General features: G+C 69.8%; 25 protein-coding genes. 9 read left to right on the plus strand and 16 right to left on the minus strand.

What is annotated here, in order from left to right; genetic code table 11:
- The first annotated feature begins 31 nt into the window (after positions 1-31).
- Entirely contained in the window at positions 32-1,240 is a 1,209-nt protein-coding gene (locus ACGFNK_RS40285; RefSeq protein ID WP_393424591.1) for a pyridoxal phosphate-dependent aminotransferase, read from the plus strand.
- 134 nt (positions 1,241-1,374) lie between these two features.
- Here the strand turns inward: ACGFNK_RS40285 and ACGFNK_RS40290 are convergent, their stop codons facing one another.
- The 12 genes from ACGFNK_RS40290 to ACGFNK_RS40345 all read right to left on the minus strand — a co-directional run bounded on the left by ACGFNK_RS40290 (position 1,375) and on the right by ACGFNK_RS40345 (position 10,904).
- Positions 1,375-3,591 (minus strand): alpha-N-acetylglucosaminidase, encoded by a 2,217-nt coding sequence (locus ACGFNK_RS40290; RefSeq protein WP_393424594.1) that lies wholly within the window; start codon positions 3,589-3,591, stop codon positions 1,375-1,377.
- Positions 3,592-3,775: 184 nt separating this feature from the next.
- Positions 3,776-4,174 carry an acyl-CoA thioesterase gene (locus ACGFNK_RS40295; RefSeq protein WP_393424597.1) on the minus strand — a complete coding sequence of 133 codons (399 nt, stop codon included), beginning with the start codon at positions 4,172-4,174 and terminating at the stop codon, positions 3,776-3,778.
- A 96-nt stretch (positions 4,175-4,270) separates the two neighbouring features.
- On the minus strand, positions 4,271-4,930 hold the full coding sequence (locus ACGFNK_RS40300) for a hypothetical protein (RefSeq protein ID WP_393424600.1): 660 nt from the start codon (positions 4,928-4,930) through the stop codon (positions 4,271-4,273).
- A 118-nt stretch (positions 4,931-5,048) separates the two neighbouring features.
- Positions 5,049-5,582, minus strand: coding sequence for a hypothetical protein (locus ACGFNK_RS40305; protein ID WP_393424603.1), 534 nt, complete (start codon positions 5,580-5,582; stop codon positions 5,049-5,051).
- Between the two features lie 50 nt (positions 5,583-5,632).
- Positions 5,633-7,006, minus strand: a complete 1,374-nt coding sequence (locus ACGFNK_RS40310; RefSeq protein WP_393424606.1) for an 8-oxoguanine deaminase — start codon at positions 7,004-7,006, stop codon at positions 5,633-5,635.
- Positions 7,007-7,078: 72 nt separating this feature from the next.
- Complete coding sequence (pucL, locus tag ACGFNK_RS40315) at positions 7,079-7,972, minus strand: factor-independent urate hydroxylase (RefSeq protein ID WP_393424609.1); 894 nt, start codon at positions 7,970-7,972, stop codon at positions 7,079-7,081.
- A 6-nt stretch (positions 7,973-7,978) separates the two neighbouring features.
- Positions 7,979-8,320, minus strand: coding sequence for a hydroxyisourate hydrolase (gene uraH, locus ACGFNK_RS40320; RefSeq protein ID WP_393424612.1), 342 nt, complete (start codon positions 8,318-8,320; stop codon positions 7,979-7,981).
- On the minus strand, positions 8,320-8,838 hold the full coding sequence (gene uraD, locus ACGFNK_RS40325) for a 2-oxo-4-hydroxy-4-carboxy-5-ureidoimidazoline decarboxylase (protein ID WP_393424615.1): 519 nt from the start codon (positions 8,836-8,838) through the stop codon (positions 8,320-8,322). The genes uraH and uraD overlap by 1 nt, the downstream gene beginning before the upstream one ends.
- Before the next feature lie 72 nt (positions 8,839-8,910).
- Positions 8,911-9,279 carry a helix-turn-helix domain-containing protein gene (locus ACGFNK_RS40330; protein ID WP_386344954.1) on the minus strand — a complete coding sequence of 123 codons (369 nt, stop codon included), beginning with the start codon at positions 9,277-9,279 and terminating at the stop codon, positions 8,911-8,913.
- Positions 9,276-9,527 carry a hypothetical protein gene (locus tag ACGFNK_RS40335; RefSeq protein WP_393424618.1) on the minus strand — a complete coding sequence of 84 codons (252 nt, stop codon included), beginning with the start codon at positions 9,525-9,527 and terminating at the stop codon, positions 9,276-9,278. The genes ACGFNK_RS40330 and ACGFNK_RS40335 overlap by 4 nt, the downstream gene beginning before the upstream one ends.
- A 223-nt stretch (positions 9,528-9,750) precedes the next feature.
- Positions 9,751-10,128: a VOC family protein gene (locus ACGFNK_RS40340; RefSeq protein WP_393424621.1), complete on the minus strand. Its 378-nt coding sequence runs from the start codon at positions 10,126-10,128 to the stop codon at positions 9,751-9,753.
- On the minus strand, positions 10,125-10,904 hold the full coding sequence (locus ACGFNK_RS40345) for an ArsR family transcriptional regulator (RefSeq protein ID WP_393424624.1): 780 nt from the start codon (positions 10,902-10,904) through the stop codon (positions 10,125-10,127). Before ACGFNK_RS40345 ends, ACGFNK_RS40340 begins: the two co-directional genes overlap by 4 nt.
- Positions 10,905-10,989: 85 nt before the next feature.
- Here ACGFNK_RS40345 and ACGFNK_RS40350 point away from each other — a divergent pair, with 85 nt between their 5' ends.
- Positions 10,990-12,261 (plus strand): APC family permease, encoded by a 1,272-nt coding sequence (locus ACGFNK_RS40350; protein WP_393424627.1) that lies wholly within the window; start codon positions 10,990-10,992, stop codon positions 12,259-12,261.
- Between the two features lie 60 nt (positions 12,262-12,321).
- On the opposite strand, the gene ACGFNK_RS40355 is transcribed toward ACGFNK_RS40350, so the two are convergent.
- A complete protein-coding gene (locus ACGFNK_RS40355) occupies positions 12,322-12,948 on the minus strand; it encodes a DUF2218 domain-containing protein (RefSeq protein ID WP_393424630.1) in 627 nt (208 codons plus the stop codon).
- Between the two features lie 123 nt (positions 12,949-13,071).
- Here ACGFNK_RS40355 and ACGFNK_RS40360 point away from each other — a divergent pair, with 123 nt between their 5' ends.
- Complete coding sequence (locus ACGFNK_RS40360; RefSeq protein ID WP_393424633.1) at positions 13,072-13,755, plus strand: TetR/AcrR family transcriptional regulator; 684 nt, start codon at positions 13,072-13,074, stop codon at positions 13,753-13,755.
- A 69-nt stretch (positions 13,756-13,824) separates the two neighbouring features.
- Here the strand turns inward: ACGFNK_RS40360 and ACGFNK_RS40365 are convergent, their stop codons facing one another.
- The 3 genes from ACGFNK_RS40365 to ACGFNK_RS40375 are packed head-to-tail and all read right to left on the minus strand — an operon-like array spanning position 13,825 to position 18,511.
- Positions 13,825-15,489 carry a hypothetical protein gene (locus ACGFNK_RS40365; protein WP_393424636.1) on the minus strand — a complete coding sequence of 555 codons (1,665 nt, stop codon included), beginning with the start codon at positions 15,487-15,489 and terminating at the stop codon, positions 13,825-13,827.
- A complete protein-coding gene (locus ACGFNK_RS40370; RefSeq protein ID WP_393424638.1) occupies positions 15,486-17,759 on the minus strand; it encodes a hypothetical protein in 2,274 nt (757 codons plus the stop codon). The genes ACGFNK_RS40365 and ACGFNK_RS40370 overlap by 4 nt, the downstream gene beginning before the upstream one ends.
- Positions 17,756-18,511, minus strand: coding sequence for a hypothetical protein (locus tag ACGFNK_RS40375; RefSeq protein ID WP_393424641.1), 756 nt, complete (start codon positions 18,509-18,511; stop codon positions 17,756-17,758). Before ACGFNK_RS40375 ends, ACGFNK_RS40370 begins: the two co-directional genes overlap by 4 nt.
- Positions 18,512-18,783: 272 nt before the next feature.
- Between ACGFNK_RS40375 and ACGFNK_RS40380 the strand changes: the two genes are divergently transcribed.
- The 6 genes from ACGFNK_RS40380 (at position 18,784) to ACGFNK_RS40405 (ending at position 24,888) form a co-directional block, all read left to right on the plus strand.
- Positions 18,784-19,860, plus strand: a complete 1,077-nt coding sequence (locus ACGFNK_RS40380; RefSeq protein WP_393424644.1) for a sigma-70 family RNA polymerase sigma factor — start codon at positions 18,784-18,786, stop codon at positions 19,858-19,860.
- Positions 19,861-19,977: 117 nt separating this feature from the next.
- Positions 19,978-20,973, plus strand: coding sequence for an ABC transporter ATP-binding protein (locus ACGFNK_RS40385; RefSeq protein WP_393424647.1), 996 nt, complete (start codon positions 19,978-19,980; stop codon positions 20,971-20,973).
- Positions 20,970-21,740, plus strand: coding sequence for an MlaE family ABC transporter permease (locus ACGFNK_RS40390; RefSeq protein ID WP_388677498.1), 771 nt, complete (start codon positions 20,970-20,972; stop codon positions 21,738-21,740). Before ACGFNK_RS40385 ends, ACGFNK_RS40390 begins: the two co-directional genes overlap by 4 nt.
- Before the next feature lie 3 nt (positions 21,741-21,743).
- A complete protein-coding gene (locus tag ACGFNK_RS40395) occupies positions 21,744-22,577 on the plus strand; it encodes an MlaE family ABC transporter permease (RefSeq protein WP_386350171.1) in 834 nt (277 codons plus the stop codon).
- 23 nt (positions 22,578-22,600) lie between these two features.
- A complete protein-coding gene (locus ACGFNK_RS40400) occupies positions 22,601-23,839 on the plus strand; it encodes an MCE family protein (RefSeq protein WP_393424651.1) in 1,239 nt (412 codons plus the stop codon).
- The gene (locus tag ACGFNK_RS40405) at positions 23,836-24,888 is read left to right on the plus strand and encodes an MCE family protein (protein WP_393424654.1); all 1,053 of its coding nucleotides are present in this window, start codon (positions 23,836-23,838) and stop codon (positions 24,886-24,888) included. Before ACGFNK_RS40400 ends, ACGFNK_RS40405 begins: the two co-directional genes overlap by 4 nt.
- Positions 24,889-24,997 lie beyond the last annotated feature (109 nt).

A 24,997-nucleotide genomic window follows, 5' to 3' on the forward strand; every position in this document is an offset into this window, starting at 1 on the left:
AGCAACACACCAACCTGGAGGTGCGCACCGCATGGAGTTCCGGCAGTCGAGCAAGCTCAGCGAGGTCTGTTACGAGATCCGGGGTCCGGTCATAGAGCACGCGAACGCCCTGGAGGAGGCGGGCCACAGCGTGCTCCGGCTGAACACCGGCAACCCGGCGCTCTTCGGCTTCGAGGCGCCGGAGGAGATCCTCCAGGACATGATCCGCATGCTGCCCCAGGCGCACGGCTACACCGACTCCCGCGGCATCCTCTCGGCCCGCCGGGCCGTCGCCCAGCGCTACCAGGACCTGGGCCTGGAGGTCGGCGTGGACGATGTCTTCCTCGGCAACGGCGTCTCGGAACTCGTCTCGATGGCGGTCCAGGCGCTGATCGAGGACGGCGACGAAATTCTCATCCCCGCCCCGGACTTCCCGCTCTGGACGGCGGTGACGACGCTCGCGGGCGGCAAGGCGGTGCACTACCTCTGCGACGAACAGGCGGAGTGGTACCCGGATCTGGCCGACATGGCGGCGAAGATCACGGACCGTACCAAGGCCGTCGTCATCATCAACCCCAACAACCCGACGGGCGCGGTCTATCCGAAGGAGATCATCGAGGGCATTCTCGACCTCGCGCGCCGCCACGGCCTGATGGTCTTCGCCGACGAGATCTACGACCAGATCCTGTACGACGACGCCGTGCACCACTCGGTCGCCTCCCTCGCCCCCGACCTGGTGGTCCTCACCTTCTGCGGACTGTCCAAGACGTACCGCGTAGCGGGCTTCCGCTCCGGCTGGATGGTCGTCACGGGCCCACGCCAGCACGCCCGCGACTACCTCGAGGGCATGACGATGCTGGCCTCCATGCGGCTGTGCGCCAACGCGCCCGCCCAGTACGCCATCCAGGCAGCGCTCGGCGGCCGCCAGTCCATCCGCGAACTCACCGCACCCGGGGGCAGGTTGCGCGAACAGCGTGACCGCGCCTGGGAGAAGCTCAACGAGATCCCGGGCGTCTCCTGCGTGAAACCGAAGGGTGCGCTGTACGCGTTCCCGCGCATCGACCCCCAGGTGCACAAGATCCACGACGACGAGAAGTTCGTCCTCGACCTGCTCCTGCGCGAAAAGATCCAGGTGGTCCAGGGCACCGGCTTCAACTGGCCGCGCCCCGACCACTTCCGCATCCTCACCCTCCCGTACGTCGACGACCTGGACGCGGCGATCGGACGAATCGGGCGGTTCCTCAGCGGGTATCGGCAGTAGTCGGCGGCAACTCGGCCGTAGGGGTCTGGGGCGCAGCAGCCCCCAGCGGGGTCCTGGGGCGGAGCCCCAGGAAGATGGGGGGAGGGTAGGGCGGCGGGGGTGAACCCCATGGGCTCGAGGCCGCCCGGCCCCACTCAGGAAGTCGCGGTGAGCTGGTCGCGCACCCGGACGGCGGCCTCGTACGTGTCCCCGACCGGCCGCGTCGCCAGCCGCCCGGGCTCCCGCGTCCAGCGCTCCTCGAGCGCGAACCAGTCGATGGCCCTCGGTCCCCGCCCCTCCTCCAGCGCGGCCCGCAGCTCGTCGAAGTACGTCGACCACCGCAGCCGGTACAGCCCGCCGAGCAGGCCCGCCCACTCCCGGTTCGCATAGTCGCGCAGCCCCGCGTCCGCGCCCTCCCGGGTACCCCACACGGTCAGCAGCGACAGATTGTCGTACGCCAACTGGGCCCGCTCCACTTCGTCGGCGCCCCAGGCCCGCGCGTCGGCCACCCAACGCCCCACCAGATGACGGGAGTCGGTGGCCATCAAGGCCTCCAGTACGTCGATCAGGGCGAGCCAGTCCCCGGCCAACCGGTCCAGCTCGGTGGCGTCCCCGGCGTCGTACGCCTTCTTGATGCGGGGCAGGAGGACGCGGCTGCGGTTGGAGGCAGCCTGGCGGGCCACGTCGAGGAGGTCGTAACGGTAGGCGGAGGAGTTGCGAAGGCTCGCGGGCACCTTCAGCAGTTCGTCGAGCGCGGGCTCGAACTCCTCGGCGTTGTACCGGAGTTGCTTGGGCGACCACTTGGCGGCCGACTTGACGGTGAGCGAGGGGCGGGCGCCGAAGAACCCGTCGGCGCCCTCGCTCCACGAGTCGGCGCGGGTCGTGCCGTACGCGGTGCGGCGCAGGATGTCCCAGGCGGCCTCGGCGTGCGGATCACGCGTGCCGTAACGGGAGTGCGCCCAGTCCCTGAACCATGCCTCAAGGTCCAAGTCGCCCTCTTCCCAGGCGAGTTCGGAGAAGAGGTCGAAGGCCGCGGGGTTGTTGTCGGCCGCCTCCGGCATCAGGGCGACACCGCGCAGAGTGCTGCCCTCCTTCGTACGCCACGTGTTGTACAGCTCGGCCCAGTCGGGGGTGTTGGCGCCCATCGTCGTGTGGCCACCGAAGTTCCAGATGGAGCCGAAGGCGTACGGGGTGTCACCCCAGTCGGCCTCGCGGTCGACGACGGTCGGGAAGCGGTCGGACAGTCCGTCGACGACGAGCATGTGCCGCTTGTCGACGGCGTCGACGATCGCCCTCGGCGGGTTGCGCTGCCAGCCGAGGATCACCCAGATCGCCTCCGGATGCGCGGTCAGCAGCGCCCTCTCGACACCTTTCGCCGCATCGGCGACCGGTACGTCTCCGGGGTCGCCGCCCTCGTGGAGCAGGTCCATCTTGTAGAGCGTCGAGGGGCCGAACATCTCGTCCTGGACGCGGTAGAAGGTGGCCGCCACCCGCGCGAAATGGTCGGTACGCGGGTCCAGCCAGTCGGGCCGCACGAGGCCCATCCACTCACCCTGCGGTAGGGGTCGCGCGCCCGGGTTCCGCTCGGCGAAGCCCGGCGGGACCGTACCGAAGAAGCCGGGGAACACCGGCGTCATGCCCAACTCCCGTACCCGGTCGACGATCCGCCGACCCAGCGCGGCCCGCGCGGCGAGCAGCTGCCGCGACACCGGATACGGAAACGCGCCCATGTTCTGCATCAGGAACCACGGCTGATGGGCCGGGCCCGCGATCCACGCCCGCAGCTCCTCGTCCGTGTGCCCGAACTCCTGGAACACCCGGTGGTAGAGCGCGTCCGCGCCGATGTACACCAGCACCTCGTTGTAGCCGTGCAGCGCCAGTACGTCGAGCTCGCGCTCCCAGTACGACCAGTCGTTGTACGCGCCCGTGTAGCCGTCGTTCGTGTCGTTCAGGACGAAGCGGTGCGGGACATTGGCCTGCCGGGTGACGGTGCCTTCGAAGCCGGGCAACTGCTGGGGGAGGTCGAGCTGCTCACCGGCCCAGCTGATGTTGGCGTGCGCGATGTGCTTCAGGTACCAGCGCAGTCCGGCGAGTTGGGTGCCGGGTGTGGTGCCGATGATGGTGATCCGTCCCGTACTGCCCGAGACCCGGAAGGCGTCAGCCCTTCCAGCGGGGCTCGTCGTCTCGAATCTCAACTGCTGCCAGTGCCGCGGCAGTAGCCGCCGCGCCGCCCTGCTCGCTGCGTCGGCCTGACTCACTGAAGCCCCCTTGGCGTCCGTGGCGGAGGAACTTTTCGCGGGTGTGTTCGAGCAGGCTACGACACCGGCCGATCCGGCAACCGCAATCAGAAACGCACGACGAGCAAGCGGCATTTGGGTCTCCGGTTCGACAGCTGAGGGATGCCGTGGAGAGGAATACCCTGTGAATGAGGAGTTCAGCTTGGAAATACGGCCACATGGCGGAGAACGCGTCATGAATGGGCAGTCGGTTTCGCCACCGACTGCCCGTCACAGGGCCGCCGACGTGCCAGATCAGAGCCCGGTCCGACGTGCCGGATCAGAGCCCGAAGAGCCGCGGATCACTCGCCAGGGCGCGGAAGTACTCGCGTGGCTCCGCGACCAGCTTTCGCTCCTTGAGGTCCATCAGGCCGCCGGTGGCCGTGATTTCGGCGGCGACCGTGCCGTCGCTCTTGCGTATCTCCTGCTCGACGCGGAAGATCTTGCTCTCGTCCATGAGGAAGTCGCACGTCACCTCGACCTCTTCACCGGCCCGCAGCTCCCGCTTGAAACGGATGGTCGTCTCCAGCGACACCGGCCCCACCCCCTTGGCTATCAGGCCGGACTGACTGATCCCGGCGGCCTGCAGTAACGACCAGCGGGCGTGCTCCGCGTAGTTCAGATAGACGCTCTGGTTGAGGTGGCCCTGGACATCGGTCTCGTACCCACGGACGGTCACCCGGACGGAAAACGGCCCGGACGCTCCTGACGCTTCTGACACGGCTTCCCCTTCATTTTCTCGACGGTGGTGATCACTCAGCTTGGCATGCTCGTCTCACACTCGTCGCGGGGAAGCCAGCAGATAGCGTGCTCGCGTACGAGGCTCCGTGTACTCTCCGACCTGCCAACCCGCCTTCTCCAGGGTGGCCGCACAGCCCTGCCGCGACTCGGCGTCCGTCACCTGCACCGCGACCGCCTCGGGCTGCGGTGTCGCCCGCACCCGGTAGCCGTCGGCGTCCGCCCCCGCGGGCCGGTGCCCCGCCGCCTCCAGCGCGAGCGCGGCGGCCTGCACCAGATGCGTACGCTCCCATCCGCACGGCCGGTCCACGGCGCCGTCCGGATTGGTCATCCGCCGCAACTCCAGAAGCCCCTGCCAGGCGCTGTGCACCTCGCGTATGCGCCCCGGCCCCGAGTCGACGCCCTCCTCACCGCCGACCCGGGCGGCGAACACCCCGGTGCCGGCGGACGCACGGGCGCTGCCCGCCTCCGCGACCTCCCGTCCGTCCGGGCCACCGGAGGCCTCCGCAGCCGCCTCTTCGCGTATCCGATGCCCGGCCGGTGTCAGGAAGTGATCGTGCGGCGGCCGGGGATGACGAAAGGCGAGCCCGCGCTTCACCAGCGCCGCGAGCTGGCTCTCCGTACCCCTGAGCCGTCCCGTCACGGGATCGGCGGCATCGATGACACGCCGCTGCGCGGCGGTAGGCGGTCGTGTCACGGCGTGCTCCTCCCCGAATCCGGCTCGGCCTGATCGGTGAGCGATCACTGAGCCCATTCGAAGACTACGACCCGGGTCTGACACTCACCTTTCGTCCGTCACCCCCCGCATTCGTCCGTCACAGTTCGCGAGCCCACCGTTCCAGCTCCTCGAAGTCCCGCTCCCGCAGCCCCTTGCGCGGATCGATCGGCAGCAGGAGGGCGGCCGCGTCGTAGTGCGCGGCGACATGCCGTACATCGAGTTCGGTGATCATGTCGTCGACCCACACGAAGGGCCGGCCGGCGGCCCACGCCACGACGTGCCGCGTCTTCCAGTACAGCCCCTCGAGATCCCTCACGAACAGCTCGGGCCACTCGATCACCGGCAGATCGCCCGGCAGCCCGATCACCGGCGCGATCATCTCGTTGGCCTCGTGCATCCAGGTCGTGGCCCACGCCAGCTCATACGGCAACGCCCTCAGCCGCGCCCCATGCCCCGGATTGAGCCGCACCCGCAGCCCTCGCCGCAGCCGCCGCGACCCCGGCACCTGCCGCGCGGACCAGTTCGCGGGATGCAGCCGCCGCGTCACATACCCGCGTGGCCGGACCAGCCGCGCGCCGTAGGGATTGAGCGGGCCGTCGACGTCGAGCAACAGCAGCGGTTGGTCAGTCATGAATCGTGATTACCCACGATGACGCAACTGCACTTCGCGGCACCCCACGTTCAGGCCTGCGCGGCGATCTGCGCGAGGCGCCTCGCCTCCGACCGCGTGGAGCGGGCGATGGTGTCCTCGTCCACGTGCAGCAGGCGGCCGTTCTCGGCGATCTGCCTGCCGCCGACGAAGGACGCGGTGACCGGTGCCGCCGCGCCGAAGACGAGGGCGGCGACCGGGTCGGCGATGGAGGCGTGGGCCAGGGTGTCCAGGTTCCAGAGCACCAGGTCGGCGAGCTTGCCCGGCTCCAGGGAGCCGATCTCCCTTGCCCTGCCCAGGACTTGGGCACCGCCGTAGGTGCCGAGACGCAGCGCCTCACGGGCGTTCAGGGCGGCTTCCCGGTGTGCGCCGAGGCGGTTGATGAGGAGCGCGTTGCGCAGTTCGGTGTGCAGTTCGCCGGACTCGTTCGACGCCGTGCCGTCGACTCCGAGGCCGACCGGGACACCGGCAGCGAGCATGTCGGGGACGCGTGCGATCCCGGCCGCCAGCCGGGCGTTGGACGAAGGACAGTGGGCCACGCCCGTCTTCGTACGGGCGAAGGCGGCGATGTCGGAGTCGCTCATATGGACGCAGTGCGCCATCCACACGTCCTCGCCGAGCCAGCCCGTGGACTCGAAATAATCGGTCGGGCCCAGGCCGAACAGTTCCTTGCAGAACTGCTCCTCCTCGACGGTCTCCGAACCATGCGTGTGCAACCGGACGCCCTTGCGGCGGGCCAACTCGGCGCCCTGCTTCATCAGTTCGGTCGACACCGAGAACGGCGAGCAGGGGGCCACGGCCACCTGCGTCATGGCGTCGAAGGAGTCGTCGTGGTGTTCGTCGACGGTCGCCTCGGTGGCGGCGAGCGCGCCTTCGAGGGTCTCGACCGCGAAGTCCGGCGGCAGACCGCCGTCCTTCTCACTGCGGTCCATGGAGCCGCGGGCGAGGGTGAAGCGGACGCCCGTCTCGCGGGCGGCGCGGATGATCGCGCCCGACAGGTCACCGGAGTCCTTCGGGAACACATAGTGGTGGTCCATCGCGGTGGTGACACCGCCGCGGGCCAGCATGGCGAGCGAGCCCTGGGCCGCCGCGTACGTCATCTGCTCGTCGATGCGCGCCCATGTCGGGTAGAGCGCGACGAGCCAGTTGAAGAGGTTGTGATCCGTGGCGAGGCCGCGGGTGAGCCACTGGTAGAAGTGGTGGTGGGTGTTGACCAGGCCGGGGGTCACGAGGTGACCGCTCGCGTCGATACGGCGTACGACGTCCCGCAGGTCCTCGGGAGCCTTTCCCGCGCCCAGCGACTCGATTCGGTTGTCGGCCACGACGACGTACCCGGAGGCGTACTCGGTGTCGTCGGCGTCCACGGTCGCGATCGCGCAGTTCTCGATGACGATGCGCTGGGCCATCGTGCGTCTCCTAGTTTCCGTACGTCCGTAGCTTTCCGTACGTCCGTAGCTTTCCGTACGTCCGTGTCCGCGTCAGAGGTTGCTGAGGTCGACCGGGATGCGCGCCTCGCACCCGTCCCGCAGGACGGTGGCCTCGATCAGGCCGTACGGGCGGTCGGCCGCGAAGTACACCTCGTTGTCGTTCTTGAGGCCGAATGACTCCAAGTCGACGAGGAAATGGTGCTTGTTCGGGAGTGAGAAGCGGATCTCGTCGATCTCGTCGCGGTGGTCGACGATGCGCGCGCCCATGGCGTAGAGCGTCTGCTGGAGTGAGAGGGAGTAGGTCTCGGCGAAGGCCTGGAGCATGTGCTTCTTCACCTGCTCGTAGGACGTCTCCCAGTCGGGCATCTGCTGTTCGTCGTCAGTCCAGTTGAAGCGCCAGCGGCTGGAGACCTCGGTGGCGAGGATGCGGTCGTACGCCTCGGGGAGTGTCGTGTACTTGTCCTTGGCGTAGCCCCAGAACTCGGAGTTCGTCGAGTTCATCACGACCAGGTCCTTGAGGCCCGAGACGACCTCCCACTTCTCGCCGTCGTACGTGATCTGCGCAAGGCGGGTCTCCTGGCCCTTGCGGACGAAGGAGTGGGCGCCCTCGCCGGAGTTCTCGATGCGCTCCCAGGCGTATTCCTCGACGCGGACGCGGGCCCGGTGGATCGGCTCCTGGCTGGTCACGAAGTGGCGGGCGAGGTGGATGCCGAACTGCTCGGCGGACTCGATGCCGTGCTCCTTGGCGAAGGCGTACACCGTGTTCTTGGTGGTGTCGGTCGGCAGGACGTTCGCGTTGGAGCCGGAGTAGTGGACCTCGTCCATGTCGCCGCTCAGCGACACCGAGACGTTGAGGTCCTTGATGTGGTGGGTGGCACCGTCCCGCGTGACGCGTACGACACGGTTCTCGGCCTTGCCGTACTGGTTCTGTCCAAGGATGGGCATCGTGCACTAGCTCCCTCGGTATACGGAGTAGCCGAACGGATTGAGCAGCAGCGGTACGTGGTAGTGCTCTCCGGGCGTCACGGCGAAGGTGACCGTGACCTCCGGGAAGAACGCAGCCTCGTCCCGGTGCGCGGAGAGGTACGCCTCGGTCTCGAAACGGAGGCGTACGTGCGTGGTACCCGCCGGCAGCGCCGGGAGGTCCTTGCAGCGGCCGTCGGCGTCCGTGGCGGAGGTGCCGAGCGCCGTCCACTCGGCGCTGCCGCGTGCCGACAGCGAGACGGGCACGCCCTGGGCGGGGCGGCCGATGCTGGTGTCCAGGATGTGGGTGGACACCGATGCGGTACTCATCAGTCGTCGTCCTGTTCTTCCACGAGTCGGGCGAGGCGGATGCGGTTGATCTTGCCCAGTTCGGTGCGGACGATCTCGCGCTCCTGCTCCGGCGAGTTGCCGATCCGTACCTTCACCGCGTCACGCATCTTCTCGCCGGTCAGGCCGGTGGCGCAGATCAGGAAGACATGGCCGAACCTGTCCTGGTACGCCAGGTTGAGTTCGAGCATCTCGGCCTTCAGCTCCTCGGAGGCGCCGGCCATGCCGCGCTGCTCACGCGAGCTCGTGGGGTCGCCGGGCTTGGGGCGGCCGATGGGCGGGTGCCCGGCCATGGCTTCCGCCAGGTCGCCTTCGGTCAGCTCTGCCATGGCGGCGTCACTGGCGGCGAGAAGGTCGTCGGCCGTGGCGTACGGACGCCCCGCGAGCAGCCTGCACCCCCACTCCGCCGAGGCACATGCCTCGTGGAGCGCCGCGGCGGCAGCGTGCTCCTCCAGGGCGTTGAAGCGGGCGAGGCCCGGCGTCGAAGAACTCGAAGTCACCGGACCAGCTAACGCCCTGCGGCCACACGACGTCAACAGTTTGTTGAAAAAACCGGTCGGAGGGGCCTCTGCTCAGGCCTCTTTCTCGCGGTTCAGGTAGTTGTAAACGGTGAAGCGACTCACCCCGAGGGCACTCGCCACGGTTTCCACGCCGTGCCGTACGGAGAACGCTCCGCGCGCCTCGAGGATCCGTACGACCTCCTGCTTGGCCTTGCGGTCGAGCTCGGCCAGTGGCTTGCCCTGCTTGCGTTCCAGCGCCGCGAGGATGTGGTCCAGCGAGTCGGCGAGCTGCGGCAGGCGTACGGCGACGACGTCGGCGCCCTCCCAGGTGAGTACGACATCGTCCTCGCCCGCTTGGTCGGGCGGCAGCATCTCGCCGCCCATGGCGTCGACCAGGGGCTTCACGGCCGTGATGAAGGGTTCGTCCCCGGTGCCGGTCACGCCTCGCCCTCCGCGATCACGTTGAACTGCAGCGAGATCCGGGTGGCGCCGGACTCCAGGGTCTGGCGCAACAGGGCGTCCACGGCGGTGAGTACGGCGTCGGCGCTGCCCTCCGCTGTGTTGCCGAACGGGCCGACGTCCACCGCGTCCAGCTCTGCCGCCTCGATGACCTCCCGCGCGACCAGCGCGTGCGGCGGCGCCTCGTCGAGGTCGAAGGGCTCGGTCGTGAACTCCACTCTCAATCGCACTGTGCCCCCAGAACACGCCTATGACCTGCTATTTTTCCCAGATCACCCACCGCGAGGGCGCATCAGGGCACAACAGGGATGCATCAATCGGCTGCTTCACAGCGGCGATGCACTCCAAGCCAATCACTTTCACCGGGACGGAGCCGCTTCGTCCGCCCCGAGGCGACCCTAACCGACCAGGGCACCCCTTCGACCAAGCACTGCGTCGAAGATTGCGGTCCGACTAGTGGGCGGGTTCGAAGAGTTCGATCAGGTTGCCCGCGGGGTCGGTGAGCAGGATCTGATGCCCGCCGGGGCCGGAGACCATGTCGCTGTGGAAGGTCAGTCCGGCGCCGCGTAGCCGGTCGATCTCGGCGTTCAGGTCGTCCACGATCAGGTGGATGCGGTTGCGGCCGGGGCCGGTGCCGGCCGGGGTGGCGCGGGCGCCGGAGCTGGCCGGGCCGGACAGCAGCAGTCGCAGCGGCCCGCGTGTCACGTCGGCGAAGGCGGGGGCGGCGCTGGTGCGAAGGGTGAAGCCCAGGTGGGTGGTGTAGAAGTCGACGGCCGCTTGGACGTCGTCGACGAGGTACCGGACACTGGCCAACTGGTCGGGCATGGTCATGGCTCTACCTCCCGTGGTGTGAGAGCAAGCTGCGGCAGCAGGTAGCGGATGCGGGTGTCGATCTCTGCCGCCGTACGGACGAATGCGGGGTAGCCGGTCCGGTCGGGGCCGTCGGCTGCGGCGGGGTCGGGGATGCTCCAGTGGACCAGCCGCGGATGGTCACCGAAGTCGGGGCAGACCTCGCGGACCTTGTCGCACAGGCTGATCACGTAGTCGAACCGGCGGTCGGCCAGTGCGTCCAGGTGCCGCGAACTCTGCCCCGAGATGTCGATGCCGTGGTGCTCACGCAGGGCCCGCACGGCACCGGGATGGATGCGGGGTTTGGGGTGGCTGCCGGCGCTGGTCACCTCGACCTGACCGTTGGTGCGGTGACGCAACAGTGCTTCGGCGATCGGTGAGCGGGCGCTGTTGCCGGTACAGGCGAACAGCACGGCGGGTCGTCTCGCCGATGGCTTCGTCGACGGCGGCGGGGCGGGATCGAAACCCAGCGCCGGGTGCAGGGCGGTACCGGCATGGGCGAGCGCGTGCGCGCAACGCTCCAAATCCAGGTGGTAGTAGCTGTCACGGGCATCGAAACTGCTACGCCGGGCGGTGACCAGCCCACCGCCGCGCAGCAGCCGCAGATGGTAGGAGACCAGGTTCTGCGGCTGTCCGGCCCGTTCCACCAGTTCACGGACCCGGTAGTCACTTGAGGCCAGCTCGGTCAACAGCCGCCACCGCAGCGGGTGAGCGGCCAGATGCACAAACGCCGGGGCGGCATGACCCGAAGACCTCATAAAGCGAGAATACATCAAATACGGTTGATGTACCTTGCTGGCGGGGGCCATCGCGGCCCCACCGCCGGAAAGACGGAGGCACGTCATGGGCCAGCCCAGCGAGACCGCATCACCCCAGCTCCAGCGGCGCCTCGGCGTCACTGACGCCGTGCTGATCGGGCTGGGCTCGATGATCGGCGCGGGCATCTTCGCGGCGCTCGCCCCGGCCGCCCGCACAGCCGGCTCCGGACTGTTGGCCGGTCTGGCGGTGGCCGCGGTCGTGGCCTACTGCAATGCCACGTCCTCCGCCCGGCTGGCCGCCCGCTATCCCGCCTCCGGTGGCACCTACGTCTACGGGCGCGAACGGCTCGGCGACTTCTGGGGCTACCTGGCCGGCTGGGCCTTCGTGATCGGCAAGACCGCCTCCTGCGCCGCGATGGCGCTCACCGTCGGCTCGTACGTCTGGCCCGCCCAAGCCCACACGGTCGCGGTAGCCGCGGTGGTGGCGCTGACCGCCGTCAACTACGCCGGGATCCAGAAGAGCGCATGGTTCACCCGAGCCGTCGTCGCCGTCGTCCTGGCAGTGCTGGCGGCGGTCGTGGTCGCGAGCCTCACTTCCTCGGCGACGGACACGAGCCGCCTGGACATCGGCTCCGACTTCGGCGTCATCGGCGTCCTTCAGGCCGCGGGCCTGCTGTTCTTCGCCTTCGCCGGGTACGCCCGCATCGCCACCCTCGGCGAGGAGGTCCGCGATCCCGCGCGCACCATCCCTCGCGCCATCCCACTCGCCCTGGCCCTCACCCTGGTCGTGTACGCGGCGGTGGCCGTCGCCGTCCTCACCGTGCTCGGCCCCCACGGGCTGGCCGCCGCCGAGGCGCCGTTGTCGGAAGCGGTGCGAGCCGCCGGTGCGGACTGGCTGGCGCCCGTCGTGCGCGGCGGGGCGGCCGTCGCCGCGCTCGGCTCCCTGCTCGCTCTGATCCTGGGCGTCTCCCGGACCACTCTGGCGATGGCCCGCGACCGGCACCTGCCGCACGCCCTGGCCAACGTTCACCCGCGCTTCCAAGTGCCGCACCGCGCCGAACTGCTGGTGGGCGCCGTCGTCGCCGTCCTGACCGCCATCACCGACCTGCGCGGCGCGATCGGCTTCTCCTCCTTCGGCGTTCTCGTCTACTACGCCGTGGCCAACGCCTCGGCCTGGACACTCACGAGGGACGAGAACCGCCCGCCCCGCATCGTCCCCGCGGTCGGCCTGGCCGGGTGCCTGCTGTTGGCCTTCACCCTGCCCGCCGCTTCCGTCGCATGGGGCACCGCAGTCCTCGTTCTCGGCATCGCCGCCTACGGCATACGCCGAGCCGTCACCGCCCGCCGGACGCCCTGAGCCGCGCCACCCTGCCCGGGCAGCGGCCTCGCCGCGAATCGCTCGCCCTCCGCAGGCCGTTCAGCGGCTCTTCGTGGCTCGGCCGCGACGAACGGCGAACCCGCCCAGGACGGCGACCTTCACGAGGACGACCGCCAGGACGCCGCCAACTGCCCAGCCGGTCCACTGCAAGTTGGCCAAGACGGCACCGCCCAGCCCCAGATGTACGGCGAGGACAAGCGCGACGATCGCCACGAGTCCCACCACCCTGAGGTGTCTGCGACGCGGCACAGCTCCCCCGCCCGGCGCCCCGGCGCCGGTGTGGGAACCCGCAGAAGAATCCAGTCTTTGCCACCTCACCTTCAGCCCGTCGCGCCGGCCGAACCTTTCGACGTGACCGGCGGCAAGGTCCTGCAGCCGCCTCAGTTCCTCGTCGCCCGCGGCTTCGACACGCAGCGTCAGCACACTCGGGCCGGCCTGCAGGGTGATCCGGCCCCAGGCCAGGCTGACTTCCCCGTCGGTGTCGGACCAGTCGACGCGGGCCTGCTCCGCCACGGCCCGCATGGCACTCGGCATCTGCGCGTCACCGCCCAGATGGGCGCGGGGCCGGTGCCCGAGGTGGCGCCCCTTGTTGGAGAAGTGCTTGCAGAACTGGACGAGATACCGACTGGGGCGTTCCGTTTCGACGCGGGCTTCGGCGGTGGGCATGGCGTTTCCTTCGTGAGGGCGGGTCAGGTCCGGGTGGGGACTGGCTGCCAATCAGCTTTATCAATACACACTGTCTCTATCAATCCATACTGTCACGGCATCGCCGGTCCGTATACTGGGGCCGTGCCCAAGCTGTGGAACGAGACGATCGACGCCCACCGCGCCGCCGTACGCGCCGCGGTCCTGGACACCACCGCAGCGCTGGTCGCCGAGCACGGGTTGACATCGGTGACGATGTCGCGGATCGCCAAGGATTCCGGTATCGGCCGCGCGACGCTGTACAAGTACTTTCCGGACGTCGATTCGATCCTGCTCGCCTGGCACGAACGGCAGATCAGCCACCACCTCGACCACCTCGCCAAGGTCCGGGACCAGACCGAGGGCGCCGGTGAGCGGCTGGAAGCCGTGCTGCGGGCGTTCGCCCTCATCTCCCACACATCCCGCAGTCACCACGACGGCGACCTCGCGGCGTTCCTGCACCGGGACGAGCAAGTCAACCAGGCACAGCGGCGACTCCACGGCATGGTCGAGGCGCTACTGGCCGAAGGCGCTCGGACCGGAGCCGTCCGCGGCGACATCGCCCCCGCCGAACTCGCGAGCTACTGCCTCCACGCCCTGACCGCGGCAGGCGACCTGCCGTCCAAGGCCGCGGCCCACCGGCTCGTCGCGGTCACCCTGGCCGGGCTACAGCCCGGCCCCGCCGACGCCCCGGAAGGCTCCCCACAGGCCGACGGCACCGGCGACTCCACGCCTCCGCCGGACCACCACGGGCACCACTCCGCGCATGACCATCACCTGGACGGCTGACGAGCGAAGCAACGCGCCCCGAGCGGCCACAGCGAGCCGCGCGCGGATCGGGCTCCGCCCGCTGCCGGTTCACGGGCGTGGGCAGGTCTGCCCCGGCTCCTGGTAGGTCCGGTAGAGCGGCGACCGGCTGAGCCGCTCCTTCGGAAAGGTGACCACGGGTACCGGTTTGCACACCGGCCACAGCCCGGCCGCCGCCTCGTGCCGCACGCGCTTGTCGGCCCCGATGTTCTCGTCCACGAAGGTGAAGACGCCGCTCGCGCCCTGCACGCACCCTGCGGCGCAGCGTGGGAGAGGGCTTCCCCGGCGCAGTTCGTCGTAGACGTCCTGGTGGTCCACGGAGCCGACCCCGTTGTCCTGGGCCGCGGCCACGGCGGTGCCCACGGCGGTGAGGGCGTCGTGGTACATCACGGCGTAGCCGTCACTGAGGGCGTCGGCTTTCTCCTTGCCGAAATACCGGTCGTAGGAGCCGGCGAAGCGCCCGAAGGCCCGGGGAACCTGGTCGTCACCGTCCCTGCCCGCAAGCCAGCGGGGCGCGTCCACGGCGGCCGCGGTCACGATCTCGATGTTGTGCTGCTCGGCGATCCGACGTGTTTCCGGCGTCTCGGTGACGGGGTCGCGGCCCGTACTGACGCGCAGGATGCGCAACGGCTCGTCGTCCGGGTCCCGGTAGCAGGAGGGCCGCTGGTCGATGGTGTCCAGGAAGTCCGGCAGGTCCGCGTCGCGACCGGCCAGGAACACCGTCTCGGCGCGGGCCGCGCACATCGTGTCCACCGCCCGCCGGAAGACCCGGGCATCGCCCCGGTCCAGCCCTTTCATTCCCCGGTACGTCTCGATCCGCCGTTGCACCGGGCCGTCGTCGATGCCGTACTCCTCGCCGAACTCCTCGCGGAAGACGGTGCGGAGGTTCGCGACGTAGTTGTCGTCCTGCTCGTCGGCGATCATGAACGTGTTCTCGCGGTCCACCTTGTTGTCGCTGTCGGTCACGTACTGCTTGAGGGAGTCGACGAGGTGGTCGGTGGAGGGCGAGACCTTGAAGAGGTAGGGGTCTTCCATGTCGCGGGAGCTGAGCACCGCGCTGACCGCCGGAATCTCTTGGGGCGCGAGCCCCTGCTGCACGGAGTCGAGCGTGTGGTTGTCGCTGTTGGGAAAGCCGATGGCGGCGACGAGGGGGGCATCGCCGGTGCGCCGGGAGGCCAGTTCGTCGGTCACGGTCTTCCAGTGGGCCAGATCCTCGCCGACGTTGGCGAACAGGAGCTGGACGGCGGTGTCATCGGTGGCGGCCCCGTTGTTGTGGCTGTACTGGGCGACGTAGGCACCCTGGAGGGAGTGCCGGATCAGGTCCTTGGACATGGCCGCGCCGGGAGTCGTGGAGGTGTACGGCATGACCACGGCGACGCTCACCAAGGGCTTGCCCGATTTCCGTGCCGCTTCCCGGGCCGCCTTGTTCTCGTCCTCGATCCGGCCCATCACGTCGGCGAGGCCCGGGTCGAAGGCGTACGCGGCAGCCGTGACGCCGATGCACTCCTCGCCGGCGTCGGTCACCACGCGCCGCAGCTCCTGGTTCTCGGTGCAGTAGTCGCGGTTGTCCCGGTAGGCGTCCAGGCCCCACCAGGCCCCGGCTCCCAACAGCACGGAGACCACCACCCACAAGGCCACCACATCGATCAGGCCGAGTACCCGGAAGCGCAGCCGGCTCGGCAGCCAGACCCAGTTGCGGCGGTCCGTACGGCTCATCGCGCCCCTCCCGTGCGTGGCTGGTCGCCCTGCCAGTGGCGTTCGAGAGGCCAGTCCTCGCCGTCCTTCACGGCGCGCGGCCAGCGGATGGCTGCCTGGGCCAGGACCGCGCGGCCGGTCAGATGCTGGGCGGAGAGGAACGACAGGTCCTGGCCTATCCGGTCGACCAACGTCCGGTCCGCCTCGGCCAGTTCGTCCGCCGCATACCACAGGGCGTGCAGGAGCCGGTTGACGGCCTGCTTCTCCAGGCCCACTTCCGGGTCCGCCTGGAGTTGCAGCCGGTCCCGGCGCCCCTTTCCGACCTCCTGGCACTGCTCGAACCAGACGTCGCCCGGCGGGCGTGGCGCATGGGCCACGGTGCGCAGGATGTGCAGCCAGTCGACCGCGTCGCCGTCGTCCCTGAGGAACTCCGCGTGCAGCCAGTCGACGACCTCCCGCGCCTCTCCCCCGGCGAGCCGGTGCCACAGAAAGCGGGACCGCTCGGCCCTTTCCGCCTGCCCCGAGCGGCCTTCGGCCCGCTGCCGGTGGTGCTCGGCGAGCAGGGCGTGCGCGCTGAACCAGTCCACCCCGCTGCCGCCGCGCCCGCTGCGCATCTGATGCACCAGCAGGGCGCGCAGAAACCGGTCCGTGATGAACGGCCGGCTGCCCGTTCCCCGGGACCAGCGCTCCCGCTCCAGCTGGGCGGCGGCTCCGTCGGCCGCGGGCAGGCCGTCGATCCGGCGTGGCACCCACCGCTCGGCCAGTTGCTCGGCCGCCTCCCGGTCCCAGGCCAGGGAGAACAGGCAGAGCTCGTCGTGGTTCTCGCTGCCCACAAGGGTGTTGAGCAGCCGCCAGATGACGGATTCGCCGACGCCGTCGGGATGGGTCAGGTCGAGGAGTTCCTCGGCGGTCACCCACCCCTCGGTGCCCGCCTTGCGCACCACGGCGTCGCACAGGCGGCGGGCTCCCATGGGGTGGCCCCGGGTCACATCGTGTACGGCGGTGGCGATGTACGGATCGAAGGAGGCCTGCTCGTCGCGCTTCAGCATCCGCTCCACGTGTTCCGTGTCGAGCGGTGGAAGGGGCAGGACCAGTACGCCCGCCGAGGGAGCGGGACCACTGCGCGTCCACCGGGAGTTGGTGCCGACTTCGTGCAGGGAGCGGTACGTGGCCTCCGGGTAAGGGTCGTTGTCCTCGTCGGGGGCGTCGTCCCGGGTGGACGGGTTGTCGTCGCCGCGCAGTTCGGTGGCGATCACGACCAGTTGGTCGCGGGCGTCACGGCTGAGCCGCGCCCGTTGCTCCAGGAGCAGTTCGAGGAAGTCGCGCCCGATGTCGGTGTGCACGTTGTCGAGGAGGAGCAGCGGACGCGGGGCGCGGTTCGCCCGCCGGAAGGGCCCGTAGCGCACATCCGCGAGGAACGCGGCCATCAGCATGCGCTCGACGCCACGCCTGAACCCGCGGCCCTGGTGGAACTCCCGGCAGAGCCGGGCCACGGCCCCCGCACGCTCCGCGGCCGGCACCGGCCGCGCATGCGCGTCCGCGCCCGGCGGCAGTCCGCGCAGCCGGTTGTCGGCCTCTCTGCGGTAGCTCTCGTACCAGCCGACCAGCTGGCGGGAGGCGAGCCTGCGCGAGCGCCATCGGTACTGCCTGCCCAGATACGTACGCACCGCCGCCTCGGGAAACGCCGCGGGGTCCGGTGTGACCCCGTCCGGGGGAACGGGCAGCGCCGGGCGGAAGAGCGAGGCCCAGGTCGAGGGCGGGCCTTCGCCCGTCGGAGGTCCCATCAGGGCCGCCGCGTGCCGGTCGGCCACCCGCAGCTCGTCGTCGTTGCCGGGGCGCCGGGCGGACACCACGGCGAGCAGCCCGGCGGTGGTCCGGGGAAAGCGGAGCCGTCCGAACCCGGCGACGGGACGGGACAGTTGGGTGACCAGCTCGACCAGAACCTCCACCGCGTGGGAGTTGTTGGAGATCTCCGGGCCGACCCTGACCCGCTCCTCCAGTGCCGCGCAGTTGATCCGCGCGAACGGCACGCGCGGCCCTGGCCAGGGGCCCGCATCGGGCGCGTAGGCATTCTGGAGGTCGTCCAGCAGGGCGCTCTTGCCGGTGCCGTGCCGCCCGCTGAGCAGCAACACCGGCAGATCCTCGGCGAACTCGTGGCGTGGCCGTCTGCGGTGCTGGTCGCGTTCGAGTCCGACCAGGCGCGGCACCAGCTGCCGCAGCAGGGGCTGACGTGCGTACGCCTCCGGAATCTGGCCCTCGGGCACGAGGGCGGGGCCTGCGGGATCGATCATCCCAGCCTCAGCATCGACTGGATGATCTCCGAAACCATGCCGGACGCCATGTCCCTGCCCACCGACCTGGACCCGGCCTGTGCCAGGTCACCGCTGTGCTGCAGGAAGCGCTGCAGCATGCCCGGGTCGGGCTGGGCACCGCGCCGCGAGGCGTCGGTCAGGGCCTCGGCGAGCTCGCGCACCTGCTGCAACTCGCTGTCGCTCTCGGACAGGTCGGGGCGGGACGCCTGCACCAGCTGGGCCAGCTGCTCGAAGGACAGGAACACTCCGGCGCCCTGTTCGCCGACGCCGACGTGCACGGGAGTGGGCAGGCTCAGGTGGTCCCTGGCGTACTCCAGGTCCTCGAAGGCGAGCTGCCGGCCGCAGTAGAAGGCCTCCCGCGTCCAGAGGAAGCCCTCTGCGTTCTGCCCGCCGCTCTGGTGCTGGCCCGCCCTGTCCCACCAGGCGAACAGGGCCGCCTTGGCGTACCGGCGCCGGCTGTCCCGGTCGGCGTACGCCTCGTCCCAGGCCCGCGCCTCCGCGAGCCCGGTGGCGGTCGGGCTGACCAGCGGTGGCACGGCACCGGAGTCGTTGTGCACGGCGATCCAGCCGAGTGCGGCAAGGCGTTCCACGATGCCCTCGACCAGTTCCAGGCTGCACCGCTCATGGTGTGCGTATGCGTCGCTGGCCACGCGCCTGCCGGCGACGCCGCCGCTCTCTTCGGCCAGCCAGAGGAGAAAACGCGCGGATGCGGCTCCTGTCTCGTCGTACACGGGGGAGAGACCATCCGTGGGCACTGCCCGGGATCCGATCATCGTCCGCCCCCAACTCCCGTGACCAGCCATGGCCGTTCGTCTTCCCCGAAGTGCTCAGCCACACACGTGGCACATGGGGTTCCTTCAGATCTCCACGACCGGCCGTCGGCGGTGACCGCCGGAGGCACAACGCATCCCCCTCCACAAGCCCGACTACCGGACGGTAATGTCGCCCCACGCCGCCGGACGGTACGAGCACGAGGCCGGTGGATGAGCGCGAAGGGGCCCTCATGGCGACGGACATGCCTGCGGAGACCATGCCTGCACAGACGACGGCGGCCGACGACCGCTGGCAGCGCATGTGGAGCCACCGCGAGCACCTGCTCAAAGTGGCCCGGCGCAGGTCGATGAGCCTGGAGGACGCCGAGGACGCCGTTCACGAGGCGATGCTGCGCGCAGCGGAACGCCCCGACCTGGACGACGAGCGACTCGCGGCCTGGTTGACGACGGTGACGATGCGGCTGTGCGTGGACCGCTACCGGCAGGTCAACCGCGAGGCCGAGGTCCGCACGAGCCCGACGCTGATCGCACCCGGACCGGTGCCCGTCGAGGAGGCGGTGTGCGACCGGGCCGAGGCCATGTGGCTGGCCGTCCGCAGCGGCGAGCTGCCCGCACGCCAGGCGGAGGCGCTGCGGCTGAAGTCGGAGGACCTGGACGTCGGTCAGGTCGCCGTACAGATGGGGCTCAGCTACCGCACCGTTGAGTCACTGCTGGCCCGGGCCCGGCGGACGCTGCGCAACTCACTGGCGGCGACGCTGGGGTTCGCGCTGTTCCTGATCGGGCGGGGGCAACCGCGCGGGGGCGCCAGGACGCAGGCCGTGGCGGCCGCCTCGACGGCAGCGACCCTGGCGGTGGCGGGGTTCGTGCTGCCGTACGCGTATGACGGTGACGGGGGCGGGTCGGCTCCGCGGCCCACCGTGTCGGGGCCCGCCGAAACGCTCCGGCCCGACGGCTCAGGCCGGGACGGCGCCCCTGACGCACGAGAGGCAACGGACGTCACGGCGGTTCCCGAGCCCGGGGCATCACCGTCGGCCGACGACCGGTCAGTCCTCCCCCTGTCCGTGCCGCCCCTGCCAGAGGTCTCGCTGTCGGCGCTGCCCGAGCTGTCGGCGCCGGATGTTCCGCAGGTGCCCGAGGTACCGGGCGTGTCCGGCCTTCCGGACGTCTCCGTCGATCCTGAGCTGCCGGGCACACCCCGTGACGCGGCCGTACCGGTCGAGCCCTCCGTGTCCACGAAGCCGGACTCCGCCGACGTACCGTCGCCCCCACCCGCGATCGACGCACCCACTCCGAGCCTGCTCCCCTAGCGCCCGCAGCGTCCCCGAAACCCACTCGAAAAAAAATCCGCCTCCGTCGCGACGGACGCCCTGCCCCTCCCCGTAGAGCAGATGTCGGAGCTGCTCCACGGCTGAAGGGCGGAACGGATGGGTGTCGAGATCTGTGTGGAAGGGCTGACCAAGTCCTTCGGGCACCAGGTCATCTGGCGGGACGTGTCACTGACGCTGCCCGCCGGGGAGGTCTCCGTCATGCTCGGGCCCTCGGGGACGGGCAAGTCGGTGTTCCTCAAGACGCTCGTGGGGCTGTTGAAGCCGGAGCGGGGGTCGGTGCGGATCGCCGGCCGGGACATCACCAAGCTCCGTGAGCACGATCTGTACGAGGTGCGGAAGCTGTTCGGCGTGCTGTTTCAGGACGGCGCGCTGTTCGGGTCGATGAGCCTGTACGACAACATCGCCTTCCCGCTGCGCGAGCACACCCGTAAGCCGGAGAGCGAGGTCCGGCGGATCGTCCTCGAGAAGATGGACATGGTCGGCCTGATCGGCGCCGAGGAGAAGCTGCCCGGCGAGATATCCGGCGGAATGCGCAAACGGGCCGGGCTGGCGCGGGCCCTGGTCCTCGACCCCGAGATCATCCTCTTCGACGAGCCCGACTCGGGCCTCGACCCCGTCCGCGTGGCCTACCTCAACCAGCTCATCGTCGACCTCAACGCCCAGATCGACGCGACCTTCCTGATCGTCACGCACGACATCGCCTCGGCCCGCCAGGTCCCCGACAACATCGGGCTGTTGTTCCGCCGCGAGCTCGTCATGTTCGGGCCCCGCGAGAAGCTGCTGACCAGCGACGAGCCCGTCGTACGGCAGTTCCTGAACGGCCGGATGCAGGGGCCGATCGGCATGGCGGAGGAGAAGGACGCCGCCCAGGTCGAGCAGGAGCTCGCCCAGCTCCGCGAAGGCGAAGGCGACGGCGACGGCGAAAAGGGCGAGGGCACCAAGACACCCGGCAGTCAGGTCATGACTCCCCGCCTGCTGCCGGGCCCAGGCATCACCCGCCCACCCCGCTGGCAGGCGATCGCCCGGCGCGAGGCCGACCTTCACCCGGACCTTCACACCGGCCCGCACCGGAAGCAGGTGGCCGACGCATGAGCCTGTCGCCGACCGGAGCGCTCAGACAGTCCGGCAATCTGTTCGCGATGGCCCTGGATGTCGTCCGGACCATGCCCCGGCGCCCTTTCCAGGCAAGGGAGTTCATCCAGCAGGCCTGGTTCGTCGCGAGCGTGACCATCCTGCCGACGGCCCTCGTCTCGATCCCCTTCGGCGCGGTCATCGCCTTGCAGATCGGCAGCCTGACGCGGCAGTTGGGCGCCCAGTCCTTCTCCGGGGCCGCCTCGGTGCTGGCGGTGCTGCGCGAGGCCTCGCCGATCGTCACTGCGCTGCTGATCGCGGGTGCGGGCGGCACGGCGATCTGTGCGGACCTCGGGGCGCGGAAGATCCGCGAGGAGATCGACGCGATGCAGGTGCTGGGCATCGACCCGATCCACCGGCTGGTCGTACCCCGGGTGCTGGCCTCGATGGTGGTGGCCGTTCTGCTCAACGGGCTGGTGTCGGTCGTCGGCGTCGCGGGCGGCTACTTCTTCAACGTCATCCTGCAGAACGGCACACCGGGCGCGTATCTCGCCTCCTTCACCACCCTCGCCCAGCTCTCCGATCTATGGGCGGCCGAGATCAAGGCCCTCGTCTTCGGAGCGATCGCCGGGATCGTCGCCTCGTACAAGGGACTGACCGCGAAGGGCGGTCCGAAGGGCGTGGGTGACGCGGTGAACCAGTCGGTGGTGATCACCTTCATGTTGCTGTTCGTGACGAACTTCGTGATGACCGCCGTGTACTTCCAAATCGTTCCGCAGAGGGGCTAGTCGATGCGTCCTACGCGGCTCATGCGCCCTCTCGACCGCCCGCTCCGCTCCCTCGAAGAGCTGGGCACCCAACTCGTCTTCTACGGCCGCTCATTGGCATGGACGGGCCGTACCCTGCGGCGGTACAAGAAGGAGATCCTGCGGCTGCTGGCCGAGGTGAGCTTCGGCCGTGGCGCGCTCGCCGTGGTCGGCGGCACGGTCGGCGTCATCGCCTTCCTGTCGTTCTTCACCGGCACGGAGGTCGGCCTCCAGGGGTACGCGGCGCTCAATCAGCTCGGCACCTCCAACTTCGTGGCGTTCCTGTCGGCGTACTTCAACACCCGCGAGATCGCCCCGCTCGTCGCCGGTCTGGCGTTGTCCGCCACCGTGGGGGCGGGGTTCACCGCCCAGCTCGGCGCGATGCGGATCAGCGAGGAGACCGACGCACTGGAGGTCATGGGCGTTCCGTCGTTGCCGTTCCTGGTGACGACCCGGATGATCGCCGGGTTCGTCGCCGTGATCCCGCTGTACGTGGTCGGGCTGCTGTCCTCGTACTTCGCCGCCCGCACCATCACCACCGGCTACTACGGGCAGTCGGCGGGCACGTACGACCACTACTTCCAGCAGTATCTGCCGCCGGTCGACGTGTTCTGGTCGTTCGGCAAAGTGATCGTCTTCGCCGTCCTGATCATTTTGGTGCACTGCTACTACGGCTACTACGCGAGCGGCGGACCGGCGGGCGTCGGCGTCGCGGTGGGCCGCGCCGTGCGGACGTCGATCGTCGCCATCAACGTCCTGGACTTCTTCCTGAGCCTCGCGATCTGGGGCGCCAACACGACCGTACGGATCGCGGGGTGAGCGTCTTGAGAGTCGCGAAAGTAATGAGACTGCGGTTGTACGGCCTTGTGTTCATCGCTGTGCTCGCGCTGCTGCTGTCGCTCGCCGTTGCCGTCTACCAGCAGGCGTTCACCCCGGTCGTGCGCATCACGCTGGAGGCCGACAGTCTCGGCAACCAGCTCGATCCGCGCGCCGACGTCAAGCTGCGCGGGCTGCTGGTGGGCGAGGTGCGCGCGGTGCGGGCCGACGGCGAGAAGGCCACGCTGGACATCGCGCTCAAGCCGGAGCACGTCGCGCACATCCCCGCCGACGTGCACGCGCGGCTGCTGCCCAAGACGCTGTTCGGCGAGAAGTACGTCGACCTCGTGGCACCCCGCGGCTCCTCCGCCCGGGCCATCCGCGCCGGTGACGTCATCACCCAGGACCGTACGAAGGTCGGTATCGAGTTGCAGCAACTGCTGAACGATCTGCTGCCGTTGCTGCGGACCGTGCAGCCCGGCAAGCTCAACGCCACGCTCTCGGCGTTCTCCACCGCGCTGGAGGGCCGCGGGGACCGGATCGGCGACAACCTCGTCCGCGTCGAGGACTATCTGCGCCGCCTCAACCCGCACATGCCGTCCTTGAAGGAGGACATCGCGCGGTTCGCCGACGTCGCCGAGGTGTACGGCGACGCGGCGCCCGACCTGATGAAGATTCTGCACAACACCGTCACCACCAGCCGCACCCTCGTCGAGAAGCGGGACCAACTGGCCGCCGCGCTCACCTCGACCAGCGGCGTCGCGGGCACCGCGGACGAGTTCCTCGACGACAACGGCGACCGGCTGATCACCCTCGGCCGGGTCTCCCGCCCGACGCTCGACCTCTTCGCCCGCTATTCGCCCGAGTACCCCTGCCTCCTCGAGGGCCTGGTCCGGCAGGAAGAGGCCGCGGAGGAGGCGTTCCGGGGCGGGAAGATGCGCATCACCCTCGAAGTCGTCCGGCAGAGGCCCGCGTACGAACCGGGTGAGGAGCCGCGCTACGGCGAGCGGTCCGGGCCCAACTGCCGGGGTCTCCCGGGCCCCAGCGTGCCCGGACCCGATACCAGGCTCAACGACGGTACGGCCAAGGGGAGTTCGGGCAGCAGTCTGCCCGGCGGCATCGATGTGTCCGCCACCGAGGCCGAACAGCGCGCGGTCGGCTCCCTCGTGGCGCCCGCCATGGGCGTGCCCGCCGACGAGGTGCCGCCGGTCGCGACCCTGCTGTTCGGCCCGATGGCCCGCGGAACGGCGGTGAGCGTCGCATGAGCCCAGGACGTACGAAGGCGACGGGAGCTCGGCAGGCCGCCGCGCCGCTCGTCAAGTTCAGCCTGTTCGCGGTGGTGACGATCCTGGCGACGGCCCTGCTCGCCGCCACGATCGTCAACATCTCCTTCACCCCCGAGCACACGTACCGCGCGGTGTTCAGCGACGTCACGGGCCTGGAGGAGGGCGACGACATACGGGTGGCCGGGGTGCGGGTCGGCGAGGTCGAGGGCATCCGGATCAAGGACCGTACGCGGGCAGAGGTGAGCTTCACGGTCAGCGAGGACCGTCCGCTGCTGCGCAGCACCGGCGCGGTCGTCCGCTACCGGAACCTGGTCGGACAGCGGTACATCGCGCTGACCGAGGGCGCGGGCGACGGGACACGGCTGCGGCCCGGCGGCACGATTCCGCTGTCGCGGACCCGGCCCGCCCTGGATCTCAACGCGCTGCTGAACGGCTTCAAGCCGCTGTTCGCCGCGCTCAGCCCCAAGGACGTCAACCAGCTCGCCACCGAGATCATCAAGACGCTTCAGGGCGAGGGCGGCACCGTCAACAGCCTGCTCGCACACACGGCTTCGCTCACGACCACGCTCGCGGACCGCGACCAGCTGATCGGTTCCGTGATCGACAACCTCAACACGGTGCTGAAGACGCTCGACCGGCGCGGCGCCCGCTTCTCGGGACTGCTCAAGCAGCTGCGGCGGGTGATCTCCGGACTGTCCGCCGACCGCAAGCCCATCGGCGACTCGCTGGTGAGCATCGGCGACCTGACCGCGGCCACCTCGGGACTGCTGGAGGACGCGCGCCCGCCGCTCAAGGACGACATCGCCGGGCTGACCGATCTCACCGGAACGCTGAACAAGAACGAGAAGACCGTGGAGGGCGTGCTGAAGAGGCTGCCGAACAAGCTCAACGAGCTGACGGGGACGGCGTCCTACGGCTCGTGGTTCAACTTCTACCTCTGCGATTTCGACGGCCGGATCGTCCTGCCGAAGACGAAGCAGGTGCTCACTCCCGAGCTGCATGTGGCGAGGGCGAGGTGTGGCGGATGACGAAGCGCTTCTCCTCGCGCAGGACCCGCGGGCACCGCCCGGAACCCCTGGTGAAGGTCCGCATCGACCCACCGAAGCTGCCGAGGTTCCTGCGGCCGAGACTGCCACG

It is taken from the genome of Streptomyces sp. NPDC048825 (assembly GCF_043198355.1).
In the GTDB taxonomy this organism is placed as follows: Bacteria; Actinomycetota; Actinomycetes; order Streptomycetales; family Streptomycetaceae; genus Streptomyces; species Streptomyces xiangluensis.

Excerpts from the sequence above, each read along its gene's own strand:
- ACGFNK_RS40285 (WP_393424591.1), top strand. The coding sequence starts at position 32 with ATGGAGTTCCGGCAGTCGAGCAAGCTCAGCGAGGTCTGTTACGAGATC.
- ACGFNK_RS40290 (WP_393424594.1), bottom strand. The coding sequence starts at position 3,591 with ATGCCGCTTGCTCGTCGTGCGTTTCTGATTGCGGTTGCCGGATCGGCC.
- ACGFNK_RS40305 (WP_393424603.1), bottom strand. The coding sequence starts at position 5,582 with ATGACTGACCAACCGCTGCTGTTGCTCGACGTCGACGGCCCGCTCAAT.
- ACGFNK_RS40310 (WP_393424606.1), bottom strand. The coding sequence starts at position 7,006 with ATGGCCCAGCGCATCGTCATCGAGAACTGCGCGATCGCGACCGTGGAC.
- pucL (WP_393424609.1), bottom strand. The coding sequence starts at position 7,972 with ATGCCCATCCTTGGACAGAACCAGTACGGCAAGGCCGAGAACCGTGTC.
- uraH (WP_393424612.1), bottom strand. The coding sequence starts at position 8,320 with ATGAGTACCGCATCGGTGTCCACCCACATCCTGGACACCAGCATCGGC.
- ACGFNK_RS40340 (WP_393424621.1), bottom strand. The coding sequence starts at position 10,128 with ATGACCATGCCCGACCAGTTGGCCAGTGTCCGGTACCTCGTCGACGAC.
- ACGFNK_RS40345 (WP_393424624.1), bottom strand. The coding sequence starts at position 10,904 with ATGAGGTCTTCGGGTCATGCCGCCCCGGCGTTTGTGCATCTGGCCGCT.
- ACGFNK_RS40350 (WP_393424627.1), top strand. The coding sequence starts at position 10,990 with ATGGGCCAGCCCAGCGAGACCGCATCACCCCAGCTCCAGCGGCGCCTC.
- ACGFNK_RS40355 (WP_393424630.1), bottom strand. The coding sequence starts at position 12,948 with ATGCCCACCGCCGAAGCCCGCGTCGAAACGGAACGCCCCAGTCGGTAT.
- ACGFNK_RS40365 (WP_393424636.1), bottom strand. The coding sequence starts at position 15,489 with ATGAGCCGTACGGACCGCCGCAACTGGGTCTGGCTGCCGAGCCGGCTG.
- ACGFNK_RS40370 (WP_393424638.1), bottom strand. The coding sequence starts at position 17,759 with ATGATCGATCCCGCAGGCCCCGCCCTCGTGCCCGAGGGCCAGATTCCG.
- ACGFNK_RS40380 (WP_393424644.1), top strand. The coding sequence starts at position 18,784 with ATGGCGACGGACATGCCTGCGGAGACCATGCCTGCACAGACGACGGCG.
- ACGFNK_RS40385 (WP_393424647.1), top strand. The coding sequence starts at position 19,978 with ATGGGTGTCGAGATCTGTGTGGAAGGGCTGACCAAGTCCTTCGGGCAC.
- ACGFNK_RS40390 (WP_388677498.1), top strand. The coding sequence starts at position 20,970 with ATGAGCCTGTCGCCGACCGGAGCGCTCAGACAGTCCGGCAATCTGTTC.
- ACGFNK_RS40395 (WP_386350171.1), top strand. The coding sequence starts at position 21,744 with ATGCGTCCTACGCGGCTCATGCGCCCTCTCGACCGCCCGCTCCGCTCC.
- ACGFNK_RS40400 (WP_393424651.1), top strand. The coding sequence starts at position 22,601 with ATGAGACTGCGGTTGTACGGCCTTGTGTTCATCGCTGTGCTCGCGCTG.
- ACGFNK_RS40405 (WP_393424654.1), top strand. The coding sequence starts at position 23,836 with ATGAGCCCAGGACGTACGAAGGCGACGGGAGCTCGGCAGGCCGCCGCG.